Origin of the sequence: Streptomyces sp. NPDC021100, from assembly GCF_044333095.1 — a bacterium.
Lineage (GTDB): Bacteria > Actinomycetota > Actinomycetes > Streptomycetales > Streptomycetaceae > Streptomyces.
Genome location: NZ_JBIRQH010000016.1, coordinates 60,904 through 79,727 on the forward strand (window position 1 = coordinate 60,904; position 18,824 = coordinate 79,727).

Below are 18,824 nucleotides of genomic sequence, written 5' to 3' on the forward strand. Positions count from 1 at the left end.
CTCCCGCTGAACCGCAGGAAGAATGGGGGCCGCGAGTGACCGCTGAGACCGCCCAGGCAGTCGGGTCACGTCCGCTCCCCGCGGTGTCCCCGGCCGGGGAGGACGCGCCGCTGCGCATCGCGCTGCTGTCGTACAAGGGCAACCCGTTCTGCGGCGGCCAGGGCGTCTACGTCCGCCACCTCTCCCGCGAACTGGCCCGGCTCGGCCACTCCGTCGAGGTGATCGGCGCCCAGCCGTACCCCGTCCTGGACGAGGGCGTCACCCTCACCGAGCTCCCCAGCCTGGACCTCTACCGGCAGCCCGACCCCTTCCGCACCCCGAAGCGCGCCGAGTACCGCGACTGGGTCGACGCGCTGGAGGTCGGCACCATGTGGACCGGCGGCTTCCCCGAGCCGCTCACCTTCTCGCTGCGCGCCCGGCGCCATCTGGCCGCCCGCCGCGGCGACTTCGACGTCGTCCACGACAACCAGACGCTCGGCTACGGCCTCCTCGCCGACCTCGGCGCCCCGCTGGTCACCACCGTCCACCACCCGGTCACCGTCGACCGGCGGCTGGAGCTGGACGCCGCGGGGGAGGATTGGAAGCGCCGGCTCTCCGTCCGCCGCTGGTACGGCTTCACCCGCATGCAGGAGCGGGTGGCCCGCTGCCTGCCGTCGATCGTCACCGTCTCCGGCTCGTCCCGGCAGGAGATCGTCGACCACCTCGGGGTGCGCCCGGAGCGCGTCCACGTGGTGCCGATAGGCGCCGACACCGACCTCTTCTCGCCCGACCCGTCGGTCCCCGTGGTCCCGGGCCGGATCGTCACCACCTCCAGCGCCGACGTCCCGCTCAAGGGCCTGGTGTACCTGGTCGAGGCGCTGGCGAAGGTGCGGACGGAGAACCCGGACGCGCACCTCGTCGTCGTCGGCCGGCGCGCGGACGACGGGCCGGTGGCGCGGGCCATCGAGACGTATGGGCTGGAAGGCGCCGTGGAGTTCGTCAAGGGCATCAGCGACGCCGAGCTGGTGAACCTGGTGCGCGGCGCCCAGGTCGCCTGCGTGCCGTCGCTGTACGAGGGCTTCTCGCTGCCCGCCGCCGAGGCCATGGCCGCCGGGACGCCGCTGGTGGCCACCACCGGCGGGGCGATCCCCGAGGTCGCGGGCCCCGACGGCGAGACCTGCCTCGCCGTCCCGCCGGGTGACGCGGACGCCCTCGCCGGCGCCCTGAAGCGGCTCCTCGGCGACGGCGAACTGCGCCGCCGCCTCGGTGCCACCGGACGCGAGCGGGTGCTCGCCCGCTTCACCTGGCGGCAGGCGGCCATCGGGACCGCCGAACGCTACCGGGCCTCGATCGAGCGGGCCGCGGCGGCGAGAGCCCGGGCGCGGAGCGGCGCCGGTCCACTGCCCGTACGGACTTCCCGCGCCCGCCCGTAGGGGGACGGCCGCACCTGTGGGGAGAAACGATCCCGTAGGGGAGAGGTGACCCCCGAGGGTCCGGATCCCCTGCAAGGCCCCGGGCCCTCGGGGGCGCATCGGCCCTCAGGGGTCGGACCGCTCTTGGGGATGCCGATCCCCTGGGACCGCCAGTCCCTTGAGAGCGCCCGACCCCCTAGGGTTCGAACGGCTCCCAGGGCCCGGACGGCCCGGGTCCGATCGGCTCCTGGGATCCGAACCGCCCGGGTTCGAACCGCCCGGGTTCGAACGCCCCCCAGGGGCCGAACGCCCCTGGAACACCGAACGGTTCCCCCGGGAACCGACCGACCGCCGCCCCCTGGGGCGGCACCGCTTCCGCGCGGCAGCCCGCCCGGGCGGGCGCCGACCGTCACTGACCTGCCCCGTCGGACGAAAGCAGACCTCCGTGCTGACCGTCGATTTCTCCCGCTTCCCGCTCGCCGCCGGCGACCGCGTCCTCGACCTGGGCTGCGGTGCGGGCCGGCACGCCTTCGAGTGCTACCGGCGCGGCGCCCGGGTGGTAGCCCTCGACCGCAACGCGGACGAGATCCGCGAGGTCGCCAAGTGGTTCGCCGCCATGAAGGAGGCCGGCGAGGCCCCGGCCGGCGCCACCGCCACCGCCATGGAGGGCGACGCCCTGGCCCTGCCCTTCCCCGACGAGAGCTTCGACGTCGTCATCATCTCCGAGGTCATGGAGCACATCCCGGACGACAAGGGCGTGCTCGCCGAGATGGTCCGCGTCCTGAAACCGGGCGGCCGGATCGCCGTGACCGTGCCCCGCTACGGCCCCGAGAAGGTCTGCTGGGCGCTCAGCGACGCCTACCACGAGGTCGAGGGCGGCCACATCCGCATCTACAAGGCCGACGAACTGCTGCGCAAGATGGAGGAGGCCGGGCTCAAGCCGTACGGCACCCACCACGCGCACGGTCTGCACAGCCCCTACTGGTGGCTCAAGTGCGCCTTCGGCGTCGACAACGACAAGGCGCTGCCCGTCCGCGCGTACCACAAGCTGCTGGTCTGGGACATCATGAAGAAGCCGGCGGCCACGCGCCTCGCCGAGCAGGTCCTCAACCCGGTCATCGGCAAGAGCTTCGTCGCCTACGCCACCAAGCCGCACCTGCCGGCCGACGCGGCGACGGGTGCCGGGGCCGTCACCGAGGCAGTCGTGGAAGCCACCCCCGCCGCCTCCGCGGAGGACCGCGCGTGACCACCCACAGCCGCCGCCCCGGCCGTCTCGAACGCCTCGTCCTCCCCGGCGTCCTGACCGCCGAACAGCTCGACGCGACCGTCGCCGGCATCGCCGCCGGTCAGCGCGAGGACGGCGCCATACCCTGGTTCCGCGGCCACCACCTCGATCCCTGGGACCACGTCGAGGCCGCCATGGCCCTGGACGCCGCGGGCGAGCACAGCCGCGCCGAGGCCGCCTACCGCTGGCTCGCCGAGCACCAGAACCCCGACGGATCCTGGTACGCCGCGTACGCCGACGGCGACCACCGGGAGCCCACCGACCGCGCCCGCGAGACCAACTTCGTCGCGTACGTCGCCGTCGGTGTCTGGCACCACTACCTCTCCACCGGCGACGACGCCTTTCTCGACCGCATGTGGCCGACGGTCTTCGCCGCCGTCGAGTTCGTCCTCACGCTCCAGCAGCCCGGCGGCCAGATCGGCTGGAAGCGGGAGGCGGCGGCCCAGGAGGGGGAGCAGGGGGCCGGCGGCGCCGACGTCACCGACGCCCTGCTCACCGGCTCGTCCTCCATCCACCAGGCGTTGCGCTGCGCCCTCGCCATCGCCGAGCACCGCGAGGAGCCGCAGCCGGACTGGGAGCTCGCCACGGGACTGCTGGCGCACGCGATACGCCGGCACCCGGAGCGGTTTCTGGACAAAAGCCGTTACTCCATGGACTGGTACTACCCGGTGCTCGGCGGCGCCGTCACCGGCCCGGAGGCCGCGGCGCGCATCGCCGAGGGCTGGGACCGCTTCGTCGTCCCCGGCCTCGGCGTGCGCTGCGTCCTGCCCAACCCCTGGGTGACCGGCGGCGAGAGCTGCGAACTCGCCCTCGCCCTCTGGGTGATGGGCGAGTCGGACCGGGCCCTCGAAATCCTCCGCTGGATCCAGCACCTGCGCGCCGACAACGGCATGTACTGGACCGGGTACGTCTTCGAGGACGACGCCGTGTGGCCCGAGGAGCTCACGACCTGGACGGCCGGCTCGCTGCTGCTGGCGGTGGCCGCGCTGGGCGGCGACGAGGCGACGACGGCGGTGTTCGGCGGGGAGCGGCTGCCTCGCGGCCTGGAACCGGACTGCTGCGGCTGACCGGACCCGGACCGTACGGGCGGCGGGGGCCGGAGACGGCCGGGGGAGGGCCGGGAACGGCCGGGATCGGGGAGCGCCGGGGACGGCCGACGCCCTCCTCCGCCCCCGCCCCCGCCTGGATCTGGCCCGTTTCCGACGTGTACGTCCGCACCCGGTAGCCCGAACGATGCGGTCCGGATGCGCCGGGCCGCCGCGCGGGCCACGCTGGTCCCGTACCGTGCCCGCCGGCCCCGGAGGCAAGCGTGACCGACCGTGCCCGTGCCCGCCGCACCATTGTCGTCCTGCCGCTGGTCTGCGGCCTGTTGCTGGCCGGTTCGGCCTGCGGTGGCGACAAGAAGGAGAAGAAGTCCGCGGGCGAGGCGAGCCCGACGAGCTCGATCGAGAAGCAGAAATTCGCCAAGACCCGGTTCGTCGCCAACGCCGGGCTCGCGTCCGGCGCCGCCTACCAGTGGATCATCAAGCCGTACCGCAACGGCGCGTTCAAGAAGGGGGCGGACGGCCGGACGGGCGCCCTCGTCAAGGCAGGCCTGGCCGGGGTGTTCACCTACAACCGCCTCAAGGCCGCCACCCGCAACGCCCAGGGCGACCCGACGCTCTCCAAGGCCCTGGCCCCCGTCAGCGCCGGCATCGACTCCCTCAAGGGGCTCGGCACCAAGCTCCGCAAGGGCGACGCCACCGACGGCGACGTGAACTCCGTCGACAGCGTCATCAACAAGGTCAAGGACGCGGGCAAGAGCGCCGGAGCCCCCGTCACGGACAAGGTGCCGTCGGCGAGCGAGCTCCAGAAAGGCTGACCGATAGCCGCCCGTCGGGGCTTCCGGCCCCGGCGGCCGGCCGGGAGCCGATGACAGCATGGGGCCCATGAACCGGACGACGGAAGCCGCCCCCCGCTCGGTGCCGTGCCGGACGCTGTCCGCCGCTCTCGCCCTCCCGCTCGCCCTGGTCCTCGTGCTCGTCGCGGGCTGCGACGGCGGGGGCGGGGGCGGTGGGCGCCCGGAGGAGGGCGGGACGGGCGTCGGCGACCCGGTCTTCCCCACCCTCGGCAACAATGGTTACGACGTGCGGCACTACGGACTGACCCTCGACTACCGGCCCGAGGGCAACACCCTCGACGGCAACGCCGTCATCACCGCCCGCGCGACGAAGGAGCTGAGCGCGTTCACCCTCGACCTGACGGGGCTCAAGGTGACGTCCGCCAAGGTCGACGGGAAGCCCGCGAAGACCTCCCGCTCCGGCACCAAGCTCAGGATCGAGCCGGCACACCCGCTCGCCAGGGACCGGGAGTTCCGTGCGGAGATCGCCTACCAGGGCCGGCCGAAGGCCATCCGCGACCCCGACGGTTCCCTGGAAGGCTGGATCGAGACGGACCACGGCGCGGTCGGACTCGGCGAGCCGAAGGGCTCGATGGCCTGGTTCCCGGGCAACCACCACCCGTCCGACAAGGCGACGTACGACTTCACCGTCACCGTTCCGAAAGGCTTCACCGCCGTCGCCAACGGTGAGTCGAAGGGCTCGGAGACGGTGAAGGGCGAGGGCGGGAACGACCGGACCACCTTCCGCTGGCACAGCGGTGAGCCGATGGCGAGCTATGTGGCGAGCGTCGCGGTCGGCGAGTTCCAGGTGGTGGAGACGACGGCCCCGGCGGGCGGGGGCAAGGGCGACGTGCCGGTGTACATCGCCTACGCGGGCGGGGAGGACGAGGTCGCGCGGCACATGAAGGAGATGGTGCCCAAGGTGCTGGCGTGGGAGGAGAAGCTGTTCGGCCCGTACCCCTTCGCGTCGTCGGGCGCGGTCATCGACCGGAACCCGTACATCCAGTATCCGCTGGAGATCCAGGCCAAGCCGTACTACGAGAAGCCGCCGAAGGACAAGATCATCGTCCATGAGCTGGCCCACCAGTGGTTCGGCAACTCCGTCACCCCGCGCACCTGGCGTGACATGTGGCTCAACGAGGGCTTCGCCCAGTACACCGAGTGGATGTGGGAGGCACAGCAGCAGAAGGGGCGCACGGAACGGCAGATCTTCGACGACTACTACGACGGCGCGGACCCGGAGAGCCGGGGCAAGGACGACGAGACCATCTGGTCCTTCCCGCCCGCCTCTCCCACCGCCGCGACGATATCCGGCCGGCCGGTGTACGGCCGGGGCGCGATGGTGCTGCAAAAGCTGCGCGAGACCGTCGGGGACGCCACCTTCTTCGACATCCTCCGCACCTGGCTGAGCGACCACCGGTACGGCAACGTCGGCACCGACGACTTCATCCGGCTGTGCGAGAAGAAGGCGGGCCGGGACCTGGGCGACCTCTTCGACACCTGGCTCTTCAAGGCGGCCAAGCCGGACCACCGCTAGCGCGGTGGCGGGGGAACGGCGAAGGCCCGCCGGGGAGTCCGGCGGGCCTTCTCGTGCGACGGAGCGCGGGCGCGTCAGCCGCGCTGGATGCCCGAGGTGTCCTGGAGGACGCCGCGACGGCCGTCCTGCGTCTGCGCGACGAGCGCCGCACCACGCTGGTCCACCGCCAGGTACCAGGTGCCCGGCGCCAGCTCGGCGATCGGCGTCTGGCCGCCGTCCTCCGGGAACAGCGGACGGTTCACCGGCACCGCGAACCAGAACGGCGCGAAGTCCGAACCGCCCGCGGCCGGAGCCTGCGCACCCGCCGCCGGAACCCCGCCCGTACCGCCGGCGGCCTGCTGCCCGGCCGCCTGCTGCGGACCGGACTGGTCGGCCGGCTGCGGCGCGCCGTACGGCTGCCCCCCGAAGGAGCCGCCGGCCGGACCGCCAGGACCGCCCGGGCCCGGGTAGCCGTAGCCGGGGTGCGCGCCGGTGCCGTAGGGGGACTGGACCTGGGGGGTGGGGGCGCCCATGAGGGGGGCCTTGAGCGCGGGGACCTTCTGGGTGAGAAGAGCGGCCGCGGCCATCGCGAGGTTGGCGATGAGACCCAGGATCAGGCCGACACCGGCGGAGCGGCCTTCACCGCCGCCACCGAGCGCCCACAGGGAGGACCAGGCGGCGAAGACGGCGAACGCGGTACCCCAGTGGTCGAGGGCGATCCCCGCGACCTTGCGGTCGGCCGGCTGGAAACGCGCGGCGACGATCAGCGCGGCGGCGATGACTCCGGAAAGGAAGATGGAGGGCAGCACCGGGAAGAGGTCGCTCTTCCAGCCGTTGTACTCGTACTTGTCCCTGAGGGCGCTGCACTCCAGGCCGCCACTGCAGTCAATGGAGTAAAAGGTGAGGAACGACGCGACGAACAGCAACACCGCTGCTCCGATCACCACGCCGTCGCCTCTAGTGAGGGAGCGGAAGTTCACCTGAAATCCTTTGTCAGTGCCTTCAGAATCGGTCGGTCTCGTCGCTGTCGCCGGACGCGAGACGGGAGGGCGCGGACGAACGCGGCCCCCCATCGTACGGGGGAACCTATCGCCCCGGTGTCCAGGGCGCCTCTTCGTTTCGACCTCGTGACACGCCCGTGGCCTGCCGTTATACGGCTCGGTTGACGAGCCGGCGGCTCGCTACCGGCTGAGGACGAAGTCCCGGATGCCGTCGGCGATCCCCTGGGCCGCCTTCTGGCGCCATCCGTCGTCGGTGAGTTGGGCGGCGTCCTGCGGATCGCGCATGTTGCCGCACTCGATGAACACCTTCGGCACGGTGGAGAGGTTGAGGCCGCCGAGGTCGCTCCGGACGTCCAGACCGGTGTTGTGGCCGACGTAGTTGGACGGGATGCTTCCGGTCGCCTGGACGAACTTGCCGAGGACGCGTTCGCCCAGTTCCTTCGAGGGGTCGACGATCGGGGTGGTGTCCGCCCGGCCGCCCTTGACCTTGGCGGGCAGGATGACGTGGACGCCGCGCTGGCCGGGGGCGGCGCCGTCCGCGTGCACGGACAGCGCGGCGTCGGCGTGCGCCTTGTTGCCGATGGCGGCCCGTTCGTCGACGCAGGGGCCGAACGGCCGGTCGCCGTCGTGGGTGAGAGTGACCGTCGCGCCCTGCGCCTGGAGGATCGACCGGATGCGGTGGGTGACGTCGAGGCTGAACGTCGCTTCCGCGTAACCGGAGTTGGTGGAGGTGCCGGTGGTGTCGCACTCCTTGCGTCCGGTGCCGATGTCGACGGACCGGTCGATCTCCGCCGTGTGCTGCTGGTTGTGGATGTTGTGCCCCGGGTCGATGACCACGACCTTCCCGTGGAGCGGCCCGTCCCCACCGCCGCCGTCGCCCGCGGGCGGGGCGGAAGGTTTCGGCGGTTCCGGGGAGCCGGACGGGGACGGCGGTGCGTTCTTCGCCTCCGGTGGCGGCGACGACGGCGGGACGGCCGCGGGGGAGCGGCCGGCCGACGCGGACGGGGAACCACCGGACGACGCGGACGCCTTGGCGCCGTCGGCCGGGCCGTCACGGTCGTCGCACCCCGCGACCGCCGCCAGCAGCAGGGCGGTCAGGGCCGCGACGGCGGGACGGGCGCGGCGGGCGGACCGGGCAGACCGGGCGGGCCGGCGGCGGCCGGGGTGACGAGAAGAGCTGCCGTAGGACACTCGGGCGATGCTAGCGCCGCCCGTCAGATCGCGGGGCCCGTCCGGCGCAGAACCCGCATCGACCCCGTCACGGACACCTCCGTGAACCCACCCGACTCCAGGGCCCTCAGGTACACCCGGTACGGAGCCTGGCCGCCGTCCGCCGGGTCGGGGAACACGTCGTGGACGACGAGCAGCCCGCCCTGCGCGAGGTGCGGCGCCCAGCCCTCGTAGTCCGCCGTCGCGTGCTCGTCCGTGTGCCCGCCGTCGATGAACACCAGCCCCAGCGGCGTCCCCCACAACGCGGCCACCTGCGGCGAGCGGCCCACGACCGCGACCACGTGGTCCTCCAGGCCCGCCCGGTACAGCGTCCTGCGGAACGTCGGGAGCGTGTCCATCCGGCCGACGCCCGGGGCGTCGTCCACCAGGGACGTGTCGTGGTACTCCCAGCCGGGCTGCTGCTCCTCGCTGCCGCGGTGGTGGTCGACGGTCACGACCGTCGTCCCGGCCTCGCGGGCGGCGTCGGCGAGGAGGAGGGTGGAGCGGCCGCAGTAGGTGCCCACTTCGAGGAGGGGGTGGCCGAGTTCGGCGGCCGCGGTCTGCGCCGCTTGGTGGAGGGCGAGGCCCTCGTCCAGCGGCATGAAGCCCTTCGCTTCTTCGAAGGCGGTCAGGGTTTCGGGTTTGGGGGGCACGGTCGTCCTTTGCCGGTCGGTCGGTGGGTGGGTGGTGGGGCGCCTGCGGCGGGTTGTGCCCCAGGCCCGCCCCTTCGCCGATTCCTGGGGCTGCGCCCCAGACCCCGCTTTCGCGGCTTCGCCGCTCGTCCTCAAACTCCCCCAGAGGGGGTGCGGGGGCTCGCCCCCGCAAGAAACGGTGAAAGGGCGGGACCGGGGCACCCTACAACCACCCGTTCTGCCGAGCAGCCCGCACCGCTTCCATCCGGTTCCGCGTCTGCGTCTTGCCGATGGCGGCGGAGAGATAGTTCCGCACCGTCGCGGGCGACAAGTGCACCTTCGCCGCGATGTCCGCGACCGTCGCGCCGTCCACCGCCGCGGCCAGGACGTCCCGTTCCCGCTGTGTCAGCGGATTCGGCCCGGCGCTGAGCGCCGCCGCGGCCAGCGCGGGGTCGATGACGCGTTCACCGGCGAGCGCGCGCCGGATCGCGGCGGCGAGGTCCTCGACGGGGCCGTCCTTGACGAGGAAGCCGGAGGCGCCGGCCTCCATGGCGCGGCGGAGGTAGCCGGGCCGCCCGAAGGTGGTGAGTATCAGCACCCGGCACTCGGGCAGCCGCTGCCGGAGGTCGGCCGCCGCGTCGAGGCCGCTGCGGCCGGGCAGTTCGATGTCGAGGAGGGCGATGTCGGGGCGCGCCTCGAGGGCGGTGGGCACGATCTCGTCGCCGTTGCCGACCTGGGCGACGACCTCGATGTCGTCCTCCAGCCCGAGCAACAGCGCGAGCGCACCCCGCATCATCCCCTGGTCCTCGGCCAGCAGTGTCCTGATCACGCCGCTCGCTCCTTCTCGCCGCGCCTGTCGCCGCTCTGGTCGCTGTTCGGGTTCGGGTCGCCGGGGCTGGCGTACGGCTCGTCGTCCACCGGCAGTTCGGCCACGAGCCGGAAGCCGCGCCGGCCGTCGGGTCCGGCGCTCAGGGAGCCGCCGGCGGCGGCCAGCCGCTCGGTGAGGCCCTTGAGGCCGTTGCCGCCCGTAGGCGTGGCCGGGGACTCCGCCGAGCCTACGCCCGTGCCGTTGTCGGTGATTTCCAGGTGCACCCGGTCGGGTTTGCCTCGTACCTCTATCTCGCAGCGCGAGGCGCCGCTGTGCCGCACGACGTTGGTGACGCCCTCGCGCACCACCCAGCCCAGCAGCACCCCGGTCTGCGGCGGGAGCGGCGGGCCGGACTGCCGGATCTCGGCGGTGATGCCGGACGCGTCGAGCAGCGAACGGGCGTTGTCCAGCTCGGTGGCGAGGCTGCCCTCGCGGTAGCCGGTGACCGCCTCGCGGATCTCGGTGAGCGCCTGGCGGCCGACCGCCTCGATGTCGGCGGCCTGGCCGAGCGCGGCCTCCAGGTTCCGGGGGCCGAGCCGGCGTACCGCCTCCGCCTTGACGACGATCACGGACATGGTGTGCCCGAGGAGGTCGTGCAGGTCGCGCGAGAAGCGCAGGCGTTCGCGTTCGACGGCGGCGTGGGCCAGTTCCTCGCGGGTGGCGCGCAGGACGGCGATGGCCTCGAAGAGGTTGAGGACGGCCGCCGCGACCAGGCCGCCCAGGGCCGTCCCCCAGCTGACGGCGAGGACGCTGCCCGCGCTGTCGTCGTCGGGCCGGACGAACCAGGACAGTCCGCAGGAGACTCCGAGCAGGCCCAGACAGACGCTCATCACCCGCTGCCGGTGGCGCAGCACCATGCCGGTGGCGACGGACAGCAGCGGGAAGCACATCTGCCAGTAGTCGCGGTAGCCGATGTTGAGGGCGAACGCGAGCACGGCCAGCCCGACCAGCGCCAGTACGGGGACGCGGGTGTAGCGCCGGCGCTCGTCGAGGGAGGTGAAGACGGCGGTCACGTACAGGCCGGCGAAGGCCAGTTCGCCGAGGCCGCCGAGCCAGGGCAGCGGCATGTCGCCGAGGAACATGTGGATCGTGTCGCCGCTGAGGGCGAAGAGCCACGGGAGGAAGGCCCGCCTTTTGGGCGTCTTCTTCGGTCCGATTCCCTCGCCCATGCGCTTCATACGTCGCATCCTAGGCAGTGCCGTTGTGACCTGCGCAGATGCCGGATGTACGGGGAAGGTGGTGACATTTGTCCCGGGGCGGGCCGTGCCGGGGCCGTGGCCATGGGCGCGGAGACCTTCCTCTGCCGCGGCGGAGCGGTTATAAGGGACCCGGTTGGTGGAACGTGTTCTCGTTACCTTCTCAGTTCCCTTTGCTCTGCTGTCCCGTTGTCCCGTGCCGGCGAAGGAGCCCCTCTCCATGCCCATCGACGCAGCCAAGGCCACGGCCGCCGAACCGCGGACCGTCTCCCTCTCCTGGGATCACAAGGACGTCCTCCTCTACCACCTCGGCATCGGCGCGGGCGTCCCCGCCACCGACCCCGCCGAGCTCCGCTACACCCTGGAGAGCGGGCTGCACGTCCTGCCCTCCTTCGCCACCGTGGCGGGCGGCGGAATGGCCCTCGCGGCCGGGCTCTCCACGCCCGGCATCGACGTCGACCTCGCCCGGGTGCTCCACGGCGGGCACCACATCACCCTGCACCGGCCGCTGCCCGTCCGCGCCGACGGCGTCACGCAGACCTCGCGCGTCGCCGCCGTGTACGACAAGGGCAAGGCGGCCGTCATCGTGCTGCGCACCGACGTCGACGACGTGGACGGGCCGCTGTGGCGCGGCGATGCGCGGATCTACGTCCGAGGGGAGGGCGGCTTCGGCGGTGAGCGCGGCGAGTCGGCGCGGCTCGGACTCCCCGACCGGGCACCGGACGTGACCGTGGAGCGGGCCGTCCGCGAGGACCAGGCGCTGCTCTACCGCCTGTCGGGGGACTGGAACCCCCTGCACGCAGACCCGGAGTTCGCGGCCCGCGCCGGTTTCCACCGGCCGATCCTGCACGGGCTCTGCACCTACGGGATGACCCTCAAGGCGGTCGTGGACACGGTGCTGGAAGGGCGGGTCGACCGGGTCCGCTCGTACGCCACCCGCTTCGCCGGGGTCGTCTACCCGGGGGAGACGCTGCGGGTGCGGATGTGGCGCGATACGCCTGGCCCCGGGCGGGTCCAGGCGTCCGTGACGGTGGTGGAGCGGGACGACGCGGAGGTGCTGGCCGACACGGTCGTCGACCACGTCTGAGGCCGGGCCGACGCCCCTGCCCCCTGCCTCCGCCCGCTGCCCGCTGCCCGTCGCCCTGAGACGGCGCGGCCCCGGCGGGGAGCCGGCCGGTCGGGCCCGCCCCGCCGCCGGGGCCGCGCTGCTCTCGGGAGCCGCTGGTCTCTCGGGACCCGCTCGTCAGGCGGCTTCGGCGGTGCGCCGGTGCTTGCCGTGGGCGGGACCGCCGGCGTCGTCGGACGACGCCGGGCCGCGGTGCCTGCCGGCGCCGCCGGCTGCGGCCTGGGCGGACGCCTCCAAGGGGCGCGCCTCGGTCGTGTCGGTTCGGGCTTCGGACATGTCGGGAGTCACTCCGTGGGATGTGGGTGCGTACTCTGCGCGTCGGGGGCTCGGCACCGGCCGGCGCCCATGGGACGCCGACCTCGGGTGGCACCCGTGGGTGCCGTCCTGGGTACGGTCAACGCCCGTACCGCGCGCGGTCGTTCGGCGCACCGCGGTGCTCCGCCGGTACCACGTGCGCAACCCCCGGCCCCGAAGTCTAACGGGACCATGATCGCGTGAGCCACCCCCCGGGCGGCCGCCGGGGCGTGCCCCGGTTCCGCCCTTTCTCCCCCGGCCGCCGCTGGGCGGCGCCCCGGTTTCCCGCCGGGGCTCTACCGGCCTGTCCGGCGTTTGCGACCGGGGTGCCCCCCCCGAGCGGCAGGCCCGAACGCCCGGCCGCCGCACCACCGCTCGTGGCCCACCGCACCCGACCGCCGCGCCGCCCCTACCGCACCCGGGCGTGCGGCTGCGGTGCCTGCCGGAGCGGCGCCTGCTGGAGCGGCACCGGCCGGGGAGCCGAGGATCCCCCGTTCTCCGTCATCTCCCCCAGGGGGCCGCCGATTCCCCCTTCTCCTTCCGGGTCCGGCAGACGGAGGCGGGCCAGCCCGCAGGGGACGTGCGGGGTCGCGTACGGCAGGCGCAGCTCCCCGCCGGCCGTCCACAGTCCGGCGCCGGCCACCCAGCCCAGCGGGCCGGGGAACTGGCGCAACTGCCGTTCCGCGGGCCGCCAGACGCCCACCGACGTGCCCGACTCGCGGTCGACGCGGAACGCCACCGAGCACACCTCGGGGGTCAGCGTCTGCCCCGGCTGGACGGCGAACGGCGTCACCGCCGCGCCGGGCTGCCGCAGGCACTCGGGGAAGCGGACGGGCCGAGCCGAGCCGAGCACCCCCCAGCCCAGCCGCTCCTCGCCGGGCGCGTCCGACCGGACGAGGAGCAGGCCGCTGTCGGGGTCGGCGAGCACCAGACGGTCGTTGCTCGTCTCGGCGATCTGCAGCAGTGGCGTGGTCTCCCCGCCGCGGCCGAGGTCGACGACGACGGCCTTGGTGAGCCCGTCCAGTTCGCGGTCGAGGGCGAGCAGCCGACCCGGCCGGTCGAGCCAGGCGCCGCCGGAGCAGCGGCCGGGCACCCGGGCCAGCAGCTCGGGCCCGGCGGGCGAGCCGTACACGCGCCACAGCGTCGTCGTCCGCTCGCCGTGCACGAGGGCGTACGCGGAGAGGCCGTCCGGCGCGGGCGGCAGCAGCGACAGGTAGGGGCACTCGATCGCGCCGAGCGGCAGCTCGCCGGTGCCGGGGCCGGTGGGGTAGAGCAGCGACAGGGCGTACCGCTCGGCCACCCGGCGCCGGATGAGCACCCTCCCGTCGGTGAGCGGCAGCACCTCGCTGTCCGGCTCCTCGGGCTGGGTGCCGGGCAGCGGGACCGCGTACGGCTCCGGGCCGTCGAGGGTCCAGCGCTCCGGGAACCAGCCGCCCGTGGCCCGGCTGAGCGCGAGCCACGCGGCGTACGAGCCGTCGGCCGCGATGGTGAACGCCGGGCGTCGGGAGTCCATCGGCGCACGCCGGGGAGTGGTCTCCGGAGTGCTCTGGGGGGCACAGACCGTCATGAGAAACGTCACCTCCGGCACAGAACGTAGTTTTCGCGCCCGGGGCCCCACCCTGCGAGTGAGACGGCTTCACGCGTAAGGGTGGAGGTTGTCCGATTCGCCGGAGGGAGGTGGGGTGGGTGTGCTTGCGGGGGTCTCGCCTCTCTTGCCAGGGTCCGTCCCCCTTGGTGACGCGGCGTCCGGACCCTCTAAGGTAAGGGTGACCTAACCGTCAGGCCGGTACCTCCGGCACCCCACAGCCCCAGGAGCGCCCTCATGTCCCTCCGCCGCCGCGGTACGGCCGCCGCAGCCCTCGCCCTCGCCGCCGCGCTCTCCCTGGCGGCCTGCGGATCGGACGCGGACGACAAGGGGAAGGACGGCGGCGCCGGGTCGAAGGACGTGGCCCAGGGCGGCAAGGACTTCGGCAAGGCCGCCGACCTCACCAAGAGCATGGGCACCGACGCGGCCGCCGGGCAGTTCCCCCGGACCGTCACCCACGCGCTCGGCAAGACCGAGATCAAGGCCAAGCCGAAGCGGGTCGTCGTCCTGGACGTCGGCGAGCTCGACAACGTCGTCTCGCTGGGCATCAAGCCCGTCGGCTACGCGCCCGCCGAGGGCGGCGACGGCATCCCGTCCTACCTGCGCAAGGACGCCGGCGAGCCCAAGAGCGTCGGCACCATCAACGGCCTCAACCTGGAGGCGATCAACAACCTCCACCCCGACCTGATCCTCGGCAGCAAGCTCCGCGCGGAGAAGCACTACAAGGACCTGTCGAAGATCGCGCCGACCGTCTTCTCCGTCCGCCCCGGCTTCACCTGGAAGGAGAACTACCTCCTCAACGCCGCCGCCCTCGACGAGACGGCGAAGGCCAAGGCCAACCTCGCCGCGTACGAGGCGAAGGCGAAGAAGCTCGGCGAGGACGTCGGCGAGAAGAAGCCGACCATCAGCATGGTCCGCTACATGCCGCAGTTCACCCGGCTGTACGCGCAGAAGTCGTTCATCGGCACCGTCCTCAAGGACGCCGGCCTGCCCCGCCCCAAGAACCAGCAGGCCGACGAGCTCGCCGTGCAGATCGGCCCCGAGAAGATCGACCAGGCCGACGCCGACTGGATCTTCACCGGCGTCTACGGCGCCCCCGACCGCACCAAGCGCGACGTCGCCCGCGACAACCCGCTGTGGAAGAACCTGAAGGCGGTCAAGGAGGGGCGCGCCCGCGACGTCAGCGATGAGACGTGGTACCTGGGGCTGGGGGTCACGGCGGCGAACAGCGTGCTGGACGACCTGCGGGGCTTCCTGGTCAAGTAAGGGGCGCGCATCCAGCCCGTCCGGCGTTTGAGGACAACCGCGCGGAGCGCGGTTTCGGGGGCGCGGGGGCCTGCCCCGCAAGAAACGGTGAAGGGGCGGGGCCGGGGCACCCCCCGCCGCAGGCGCCCGCCGGGAGGCAGGCCTCCCGCCCCGCGCAGCCAGGTAGCCTTTCCCCGTGCCCGTACTGTCTGAAGTCATCGCCGCCCTCGACGCCCTCTGGCCCCCGGAGCGGGCCGAGCAGTGGGACGCCGTCGGTACGGTCTGCGGCGACCCCGACGCCCACGTCGGCCGGGTCCTCTTCGCCGTGGACCCCGTCCAGGACGTCGTCGACGAGGCCGTGAAGCTCGGTGCCGACCTGGTCGTCACCCACCATCCCCTCTACCTGCGCGGGACGACCACGGTCTCGGCCGGCACCTTCAAGGGCCGCGCCGTGCACACCCTGATCAAGAACGACATCGCGCTGCACGTCGCCCACACCAACGCCGACCGCGCCGACCCGGGTGTCTCCGACGCCCTCGCGGGCGCCCTCGACCTGCGGGTCATCGGCCCTCTGGTGCCGGACCCCACCGACCCCACCGGCCGCCGCGGCCTCGGCCGCATCTGCGAGCCCGTGACGCCGCTGACGCTCGCCGAGTTCGGCGAGCGCTGCGCGGCCCGGCTGCCCGCCACCGCGCAGGGCATCCGCGTCGCCGGCGACCCGCGGCAGGTGCTGCGGACCGTCGCCGTCTGCGGCGGCTCCGGCGACTCCCTCTTCGACGAGGTGCGGGCCGCGGGCGTCGACGCGTACGTCACCGCGGACCTGCGGCACCACCCCGTCTCCGAGGCGCGGCAGCACAGCCCGCTCGCCCTGGTCGACGCCGCGCACTGGGCCACCGAGTGGCCCTGGACCGAGCAGGCCGCCGCCCAGCTCGACGAAATCTCCGACCGGCACGGCTGGGGCCTGCGCACCCACGTCTCGCGCCTGGTCACCGACCCCTGGACCGCCCACGCGGCGTCCTCCGCCCCCACCGATCACTCCGATCACCAGTAAGAGGAGCCCCCAACTGAACGCCGCGCCCGCCGACCAGATCCGCCTCCTGGATCTCCAGGCCCTCGACACCCGCCTCGGTCAGCTCGCCCACAAGCGCCGGTCGCTGCCCGAGCACGCCGAGATCCAGGCCCTCGAAGGGGACCTCACCCAGCACCGTGACCTCCTCGTCGCCGCGCAGACCGAGGAGAGCGACACCGCCCGCGAGCAGTCCAAGGCCGAGCAGGACGTCGACCAGGTCCGCAAGCGCGCCGCCCGCGACCAGCAGCGGCTCGACTCCGGCGCCGGGATGACCCCCAAGGACCTGGAGAACCTCCAGCACGAGGTCGCCTCCCTCGCCAAGCGCCAGGGCGACCTGGAGGACGTCGTCCTGGAGATCATGGAGCGCCGCGAGTCCGCCCAGGAGCGCGTCACCGAGCTGACCGCCCGCGTCGAGGCCGTCCAGGCCAAGGTCGACGCGGCCGTCGCGCGCCGCGACGAGGTCCTGGCGGAGATCGACGCCGAGATCGCCAAGGTGACGAAGGAGCGCGGCCTCGTCGCCGACTCCGTCCCCGCCGACCTGCTGAAGCTCTACGACAAGCTGCGCGAGAAGGAGGGCGGCGTCGGCGCGGCCCGCCTCTACCAGCGCCGCTGCGAGGGCTGCCGCCTGGAGCTCAACATCACCGAGGTCAACGAGGTGCGCGCCGCCGCCGCGGACGCCGTCGTCCGCTGTGAGAACTGCCGCCGGATCCTGGTCCGCACCCCCGAGTCGGGGCTGTAGGCAGCAGATGGCCCATCGCTTCGTCGTCGAGGCCGACGGCGGCTCCCGGGGCAACCCGGGTCCCGCCGGGTACGGCGCGGTCGTGCTCGACGCGGCGACCGGCGAGGTCGTCGCCGAGGCCGCCGAGTTCATCGGCACCGCCACCAACAACGTGGCCGAGTACAAGGGGCTCATCGCCGGTCTGGAGGCCGCGCGGGCGCTCGACCCGGACGCGGAGATCACCGTGCGAATGGACTCCAAGCTCGTCGTGGAGCAGATGTCCGGCCGCTGGAAGATCAAGCACCCGGACATGCGGCCGCTGGCCGCCCGGGCCCGGTTGGCCTTCCCCGTGGACCGGGTCGTCTACGAGTGGATCCCGCGCGAGCGCAACAAGCACGCCGACCGGCTCGCCAACGAGGCCATGGACGCGGGGAAGCGGGGGCTGCCCTGGGAGCCGTCGGGGCGGCCGCGGCCCGGTGTCAGCGCCTCGGACGCCGCGGCGCCGGTGGAGCCGGCGCCGGTCGGTCCGGCCCCTGTGGAACCGCTCGGGGAACCGAAGGCCGCACCCCTCGGCTGGGCCGCGCCCGCCGACCTCGGGGCGCCGACGACGTTCGTCCTGCTCCGGCACGGCGAGACCGCGCTCACCCCGCAGAAGCGATTCTCCGGAAGCGGCGGTTCCGACCCCGAGCTGTCGCCCGCCGGCCGCCGCCAGGCCGAGGCCGTCGCCGCCGCGCTGGCCGCGCGCGGCACGATCCAGGCCGTCGTCAGCTCGCCCCTGCGCCGCTGCCGCGAGACGGCGGGCGCGGTGGCGGCCCGCCTCGGACTCGACGTCCACGTCGAAGAGGGCCTGCGCGAGGCCCACTTCGGCGCCTGGGAGGGGCTGACGTTCGCCGAGGTCCGCGACCGCCACCCGGCCGACCTCGACGCCTGGCTCGCCTCCACCAAGGCGGCCCCCACCGGCGACGGCGAGAGCTTCGCGGCCGTCGCCCGCCGCGTCGCCCTCGCCCGCGACCGCCTCCTCACCCGCTACGCGGGCCGGACGGTGCTGCTGGTGTCGCATGTGACCCCGATCAAGTCCCTGGTGCGGCTGGCGCTCGGGGCCCCGCCGGAGTCGCTGTTCAAGATGGAGCTGTCGGCGGCGTCGCTGTCGGCGGTGGCGTACTACGCGGACGGGAACACGTCGCTGCGGCTGCTGAACGACACCTCGCACCTGCGCTGAGACGGGGGGCCGCCTTCGGGACCCCCGCTTCGTATCACACCGGTCCCGACGACGGTCCGCCCCAACAGCCCGCCGTTACGGCGCCGTTGACGCTCCCGCTCCCGCTCCTCGATCTCCCGCGGCCCCTCGCCGGTGGCCGCCGTGCGGGGGCACTCGGGACAGCACCACAGATCCGGCGCCCCGGGCAGCGGCGGCTCCATGTCCACCGCGCAGTGCGGGCACTCCACCGTCACCCCCTCCACATGCCCGCAGGACCCGCACACCCACACGGGCCCGTCCCTGTCCTGCCGCCGCCACGCCGTCCCCCGGCACCGGGCGCAGCCCGTGGTGACGATCCCCGCCCGGTCCATGACCGGCGGCTCGGGCGTGGCGTCCGCGTACGCGATGAGCCGCGCTCTCACCTCGTCGTCCGTCGTATTGGCCATCCTGAGCAGGTGTGCGACGCGCGAGCGTGCCTCGTCAACGAATTCGTTCATGGCATGAGGCAGGCTATCGCCGTTCCGGCCCGATGATCACCGTTGCCATGGCGGCGAGTTGACGCCGGGGAAGCGTGAGGGGCCCGGCGCGCCCCATATAGGCCACCGGCCGTCC

18 protein-coding genes are annotated in these 18,824 nt (G+C 73.5%); 10 read left to right on the plus strand and 8 right to left on the minus strand.

The features are described 5' to 3' along the window. Nucleotides 1-35 precede the first annotated feature (35 nt). The 5 genes from ACH4PU_RS25675 (at nt 36) to ACH4PU_RS25695 (ending at nt 6,092) form a co-directional block, all read left to right on the plus strand. Complete coding sequence (locus ACH4PU_RS25675) at nt 36-1,412, plus strand: glycosyltransferase family 4 protein (RefSeq protein WP_398276507.1); 1,377 nt, start codon at nt 36-38, stop codon at nt 1,410-1,412. Between the two features lie 424 nt (nt 1,413-1,836). Next, nucleotides 1,837-2,637, plus strand: a complete 801-nt coding sequence (locus ACH4PU_RS25680) for a methyltransferase domain-containing protein (RefSeq protein WP_398276510.1) — start codon at nt 1,837-1,839, stop codon at nt 2,635-2,637. Continuing rightward, on the plus strand, nt 2,634-3,743 hold the full coding sequence (locus ACH4PU_RS25685) for a prenyltransferase (protein WP_398276513.1): 1,110 nt from the start codon (nt 2,634-2,636) through the stop codon (nt 3,741-3,743). Before ACH4PU_RS25680 ends, ACH4PU_RS25685 begins: the two co-directional genes overlap by 4 nt. A 242-nt stretch (nt 3,744-3,985) precedes the next feature. Continuing rightward, complete coding sequence (locus ACH4PU_RS25690; protein WP_398276515.1) at nt 3,986-4,537, plus strand: hypothetical protein; 552 nt, start codon at nt 3,986-3,988, stop codon at nt 4,535-4,537. A gap of 67 nt (nt 4,538-4,604) precedes the next feature. Then, entirely contained in the window at nt 4,605-6,092 is a 1,488-nt protein-coding gene (locus ACH4PU_RS25695) for a M1 family metallopeptidase (RefSeq protein ID WP_398276518.1), read from the plus strand. Between the two features lie 74 nt (nt 6,093-6,166). On the opposite strand, the gene ACH4PU_RS25700 is transcribed toward ACH4PU_RS25695, so the two are convergent. The 5 genes from ACH4PU_RS25700 to ACH4PU_RS25720 all read right to left on the minus strand — a co-directional run bounded on the left by ACH4PU_RS25700 (nt 6,167) and on the right by ACH4PU_RS25720 (nt 10,959). Next, the gene (locus ACH4PU_RS25700) at nt 6,167-7,051 is read right to left on the minus strand and encodes a hypothetical protein (protein ID WP_398276521.1); all 885 of its coding nucleotides are present in this window, start codon (nt 7,049-7,051) and stop codon (nt 6,167-6,169) included. Nucleotides 7,052-7,252: 201 nt separating this feature from the next. After that, entirely contained in the window at nt 7,253-8,263 is a 1,011-nt protein-coding gene (locus ACH4PU_RS25705; RefSeq protein WP_398276524.1) for an N-acetylmuramoyl-L-alanine amidase, read from the minus strand. Between the two features lie 23 nt (nt 8,264-8,286). Further along, nucleotides 8,287-8,883: a class I SAM-dependent methyltransferase gene (locus ACH4PU_RS25710; RefSeq protein ID WP_398276816.1), complete on the minus strand. Its 597-nt coding sequence runs from the start codon at nt 8,881-8,883 to the stop codon at nt 8,287-8,289. A 253-nt stretch (nt 8,884-9,136) separates the two neighbouring features. Further along, on the minus strand, nt 9,137-9,742 hold the full coding sequence (locus tag ACH4PU_RS25715; RefSeq protein WP_398276527.1) for a DNA-binding response regulator: 606 nt from the start codon (nt 9,740-9,742) through the stop codon (nt 9,137-9,139). Next, a complete protein-coding gene (locus tag ACH4PU_RS25720) occupies nt 9,739-10,959 on the minus strand; it encodes a sensor histidine kinase (RefSeq protein WP_398276530.1) in 1,221 nt (406 codons plus the stop codon). The genes ACH4PU_RS25715 and ACH4PU_RS25720 overlap by 4 nt, the downstream gene beginning before the upstream one ends. 238 nt (nt 10,960-11,197) lie before the next feature. Between ACH4PU_RS25720 and ACH4PU_RS25725 the strand changes: the two genes are divergently transcribed. Next, the gene (locus ACH4PU_RS25725; RefSeq protein WP_398276533.1) at nt 11,198-12,064 is read left to right on the plus strand and encodes a MaoC/PaaZ C-terminal domain-containing protein; all 867 of its coding nucleotides are present in this window, start codon (nt 11,198-11,200) and stop codon (nt 12,062-12,064) included. A gap of 156 nt (nt 12,065-12,220) precedes the next feature. Here the strand turns inward: ACH4PU_RS25725 and ACH4PU_RS25730 are convergent, their stop codons facing one another. After that, nucleotides 12,221-12,379 (minus strand): hypothetical protein, encoded by a 159-nt coding sequence (locus ACH4PU_RS25730; RefSeq protein WP_398276536.1) that lies wholly within the window; start codon nt 12,377-12,379, stop codon nt 12,221-12,223. A gap of 427 nt (nt 12,380-12,806) precedes the next feature. Continuing rightward, nucleotides 12,807-13,964, minus strand: coding sequence for a hypothetical protein (locus ACH4PU_RS25735; RefSeq protein WP_398276539.1), 1,158 nt, complete (start codon nt 13,962-13,964; stop codon nt 12,807-12,809). Between the two features lie 255 nt (nt 13,965-14,219). On the opposite strand from ACH4PU_RS25735, the gene ACH4PU_RS25740 reads away from it, so the two are divergent. The 4 genes from ACH4PU_RS25740 (at nt 14,220) to ACH4PU_RS25755 (ending at nt 18,233) form a co-directional block, all read left to right on the plus strand. Then, a complete protein-coding gene (locus ACH4PU_RS25740) occupies nt 14,220-15,248 on the plus strand; it encodes an ABC transporter substrate-binding protein (protein WP_398276542.1) in 1,029 nt (342 codons plus the stop codon). A gap of 175 nt (nt 15,249-15,423) precedes the next feature. Then, nucleotides 15,424-16,278 (plus strand): Nif3-like dinuclear metal center hexameric protein, encoded by an 855-nt coding sequence (locus tag ACH4PU_RS25745; protein WP_398276545.1) that lies wholly within the window; start codon nt 15,424-15,426, stop codon nt 16,276-16,278. A gap of 13 nt (nt 16,279-16,291) precedes the next feature. After that, the gene (locus ACH4PU_RS25750) at nt 16,292-17,035 is read left to right on the plus strand and encodes a zinc ribbon domain-containing protein (RefSeq protein WP_398276819.1); all 744 of its coding nucleotides are present in this window, start codon (nt 16,292-16,294) and stop codon (nt 17,033-17,035) included. A gap of 7 nt (nt 17,036-17,042) precedes the next feature. Then, nucleotides 17,043-18,233, plus strand: coding sequence for a bifunctional RNase H/acid phosphatase (locus tag ACH4PU_RS25755; RefSeq protein ID WP_398276548.1), 1,191 nt, complete (start codon nt 17,043-17,045; stop codon nt 18,231-18,233). Here the strand turns inward: ACH4PU_RS25755 and ACH4PU_RS25760 are convergent. Then, complete coding sequence (locus tag ACH4PU_RS25760) at nt 18,176-18,709, minus strand: hypothetical protein (protein ID WP_398276551.1); 534 nt, start codon at nt 18,707-18,709, stop codon at nt 18,176-18,178. The two genes, ACH4PU_RS25755 and ACH4PU_RS25760, sit on opposite strands and share 58 nt — an antisense overlap. Between the last annotated feature and the right edge of the window lie 115 nt (nt 18,710-18,824).